Here is a 2,804-nt window from a genome sequence, read left to right as displayed (position 1 = left end):
TGCCCAAGGCGCAGGTGAGCGCCGACCCGGTCGAGGAGCAGTTCTGGCGCACCGTGGAGGAAGGAGACCTGGAAGCCCTGGCCGGCACGCTCGGGGTCGAGGAGGGGCTGGACTCCGTCGTCCCGGCGCTGGCCGCCTGGCGCACCACCCGCCGCGAGCGCGGAGTGGTCGACGGCTGGAGGTATCGCACGCAGTGGCGCCCTCTGCCCGTCCACGTCCCCGCCTCCATCGGGGGAACCTGGTTGCTGGTCGCCCCCGAGGACCCGGCAGGAGAACGACTCGTCACCGAGATCGTGTCCGCGCTGGAACGGCGCGGAGCCGGCACGGTCGTCGTCACGGCCGTCGACGACCTTGACCGGAACGCCATCGGTGCCCTGCTCGCATCAGCCGCCGAGTCGGCCGAGTTCACAAGGGTGCTGTCGCTCCTTGCCCTCGACGAACGACCCCTGCCACGCCATCGCGCTGTGCGGCGCGGACTGGCCGGGACCCTCTCGCTCGTACAGGCGCTCGGTGACACGGCGATCGACGCACCGCTGTGGTGCGTGACGCGGGGCGCCGTCGGCACCGGTCCCGAGGACCCGCCGGCCGCCCCCGATCAGGCGGGCGTCTGGGGCATCGGGCGGGTCGCCGCCCTGGAACACCCCAAGCGGTGGGGCGGACTCGTCGACCTCCCGGCGGACGGGCCCGAGCACGCCGTCGACCTGCTGGTGGACACCGTGGCGGCGGGCACCGCTGAGGACCAGGTGGCTCTCCGCGACGGCACTGCCCACGGCCGGCGGCTCGTCCCCGCGGCCACCGGCGGCAGGACGGCCCCGCGCGACTGGAAGCCCCGTGGCACGGTCCTGGTCACCGGGGGCACCGGCGCGCTCGGCGTCCACGTAGCCCGTTGGCTGGCCACGCGCGGTGCGGAGCACCTCGTTCTCACCGGTCGCCGGGGCGACGGCCCCCACCTCGACGACCTGCGGGACGAACTCGCCGGCCTCGGCACCCGGCTCACCGTCGCCGCCTGCGACGTGGCCGACCGCGATGCCCTGGCCGACCTGGTGAACCGCCTCGCCGCCGAGGGCAATCCCGTGTGTTCCGTCGTGCATGCGGCCGGCGTGAGCGTGCTCGGCCCCTTGGCGGATGCCGGCGTCGAGGACCTCGCCGCCACCCTTGCGGGCAAGGTGCTCGGCGCGGCCCACCTCGACGAGGTGCTGGACGCCACGGAACTGGACGCCGTCGTCTACTTCTCCTCCATCTCCGGCACGTGGGGCGTCGCCGACCACGCCGCCTACGGCGCCGCGAACGCGATCCTCGACGCCCGCGCCGAACGACGTCGCGCCGACGGCGTCCCGGTGCTCTCCGTGGCCTGGGGCCCCTGGGCCGGAGGTGGAATGATCGCCGAGTCCGTCCAGGACGTCCTGCGCCGCAGAGGTGTCCCCGTCATCCAGCCGGACACCGCGATCGCCGGACTGCAGCAGGCCCTCGACCACGACGACGTGGTCGTGGCGGTCGCGGACGTCGACTGGCGCCGGTTCGCCGAGGTCTTCACCTCCGTACGCGGCAGCGCCCTCCTGACCGAACTGCCCGCCACCGAGATGCAGCAGGCCGCCGCCGGATCCGACGGCGCGGACACAACCTCCGCAGAGCTCCGCGAGCTCGCCGGCCTTCCGCCCGCCCGCAGGCTCGCCGCACTGCGCACCCTCGTCGGCACTCATGTGGCGGCCACGCTGGGCCACGCCGACGCGGGGGCCGTCAGCGTCGAAGCTGCTTTCAAGGACCTGGGCTTCGACTCCCTCACCGCCGTCGCCCTGCGCGACCGGCTGCACCGCGTCACCGGCCTGAAACTCCCCACCACCGTCGTTTTCGACCACCCCAGCATCTCCGCGCTCGCCGCCTGCCTCGACGCCGTCGCGTTCGGCAGCCGAAAGGGGGAGGAGGCACGGCCCGACGCGGAGCCCGCGCACGCGGCGGACCACCCGGGCGCGGGCGACGACGAGCCGATCGCCATCGTGTCGATGGGGTGCCGCCTCCCCGGCGGAGTCGACACCCCGGAGGACCTGTGGCGCCTGGTCCTCGACGGCGTGGACGCCATCACCCCGCTGCCCGCCGACCGTGGCTGGGACCTCGGCGGCCTCTACGACCCCGACCCCGACCACCTCGGCACCAGCTACGTGCGCGAGAGCGGGTTCCTGGACGGCGCGGCCGAGTTCGACGCCGGGTTCTTCGGCATCTCGCCGCGTGAGGCGACGGCGATGGACCCGCAGCAGCGACTGCTCCTGGAGACCACCTGGGAGACCCTGGAACGCGCGGGCATCGATCCCAGGAGCCTCAAAGGCAGCTCCACCGGTGTCTACGTCGGCCTCACCGACCAGGAGTACGCCACCCAGCTGCGTGCCGCGTCCGGAGACAACGAGGGATACCTCGCCACAGGGGCGGCGGCGAGTGTGGCGTCCGGGCGCATCGCCTACGCGCTGGGGCTGGAGGGCCCGGCGGTGACGGTCGACACGGCCTGTTCCTCGTCTCTGGTCGCCCTGCACCTCGCCGTCCGCGCCCTCCGTGCGGGCGAGTGCCGTCTCGCGGTGGCCGGCGCGGCCACGGTGATGTCGGGACCGGGCGCTTTCGTCGCCTTCAGCCGCCAGCGCGCGCTCGCCGCCGACGGCCGTTGCAAGCCCTTCGCCGCCGACGCGGACGGCTTCGCCCTGTCCGAGGGCGTGGGGGTGCTGTTGCTGGAGCGTCTGTCGGACGCCGAGGCGAACGGGCATCAGGTGCTTGCCGTGGTGCGGGGTTCGGCGATCAATCAGGACGGTGCGTCGAACGGG

General features: G+C 74.0%; 1 protein-coding gene. It reads left to right on the top strand.

What is annotated here, in order from left to right; all coding sequences use genetic code 11:
- Positions 1-14: 14 nt before the first annotated feature.
- On the top strand, positions 15-2,804 hold a 2,790-nt coding region (locus ACFW6P_RS32025; RefSeq protein WP_386425786.1), incomplete at its 3' end, for an SDR family NAD(P)-dependent oxidoreductase.

It is taken from the genome of Streptomyces sp. NPDC058741 (genome assembly GCF_042746715.1).
In the GTDB taxonomy this organism is placed as follows: domain Bacteria; phylum Actinomycetota; class Actinomycetes; order Streptomycetales; family Streptomycetaceae; genus Streptomyces.
Note: the sequence above shows the minus strand (reverse complement) of the source record. Positions and strands in the feature narration are given on the sequence as shown.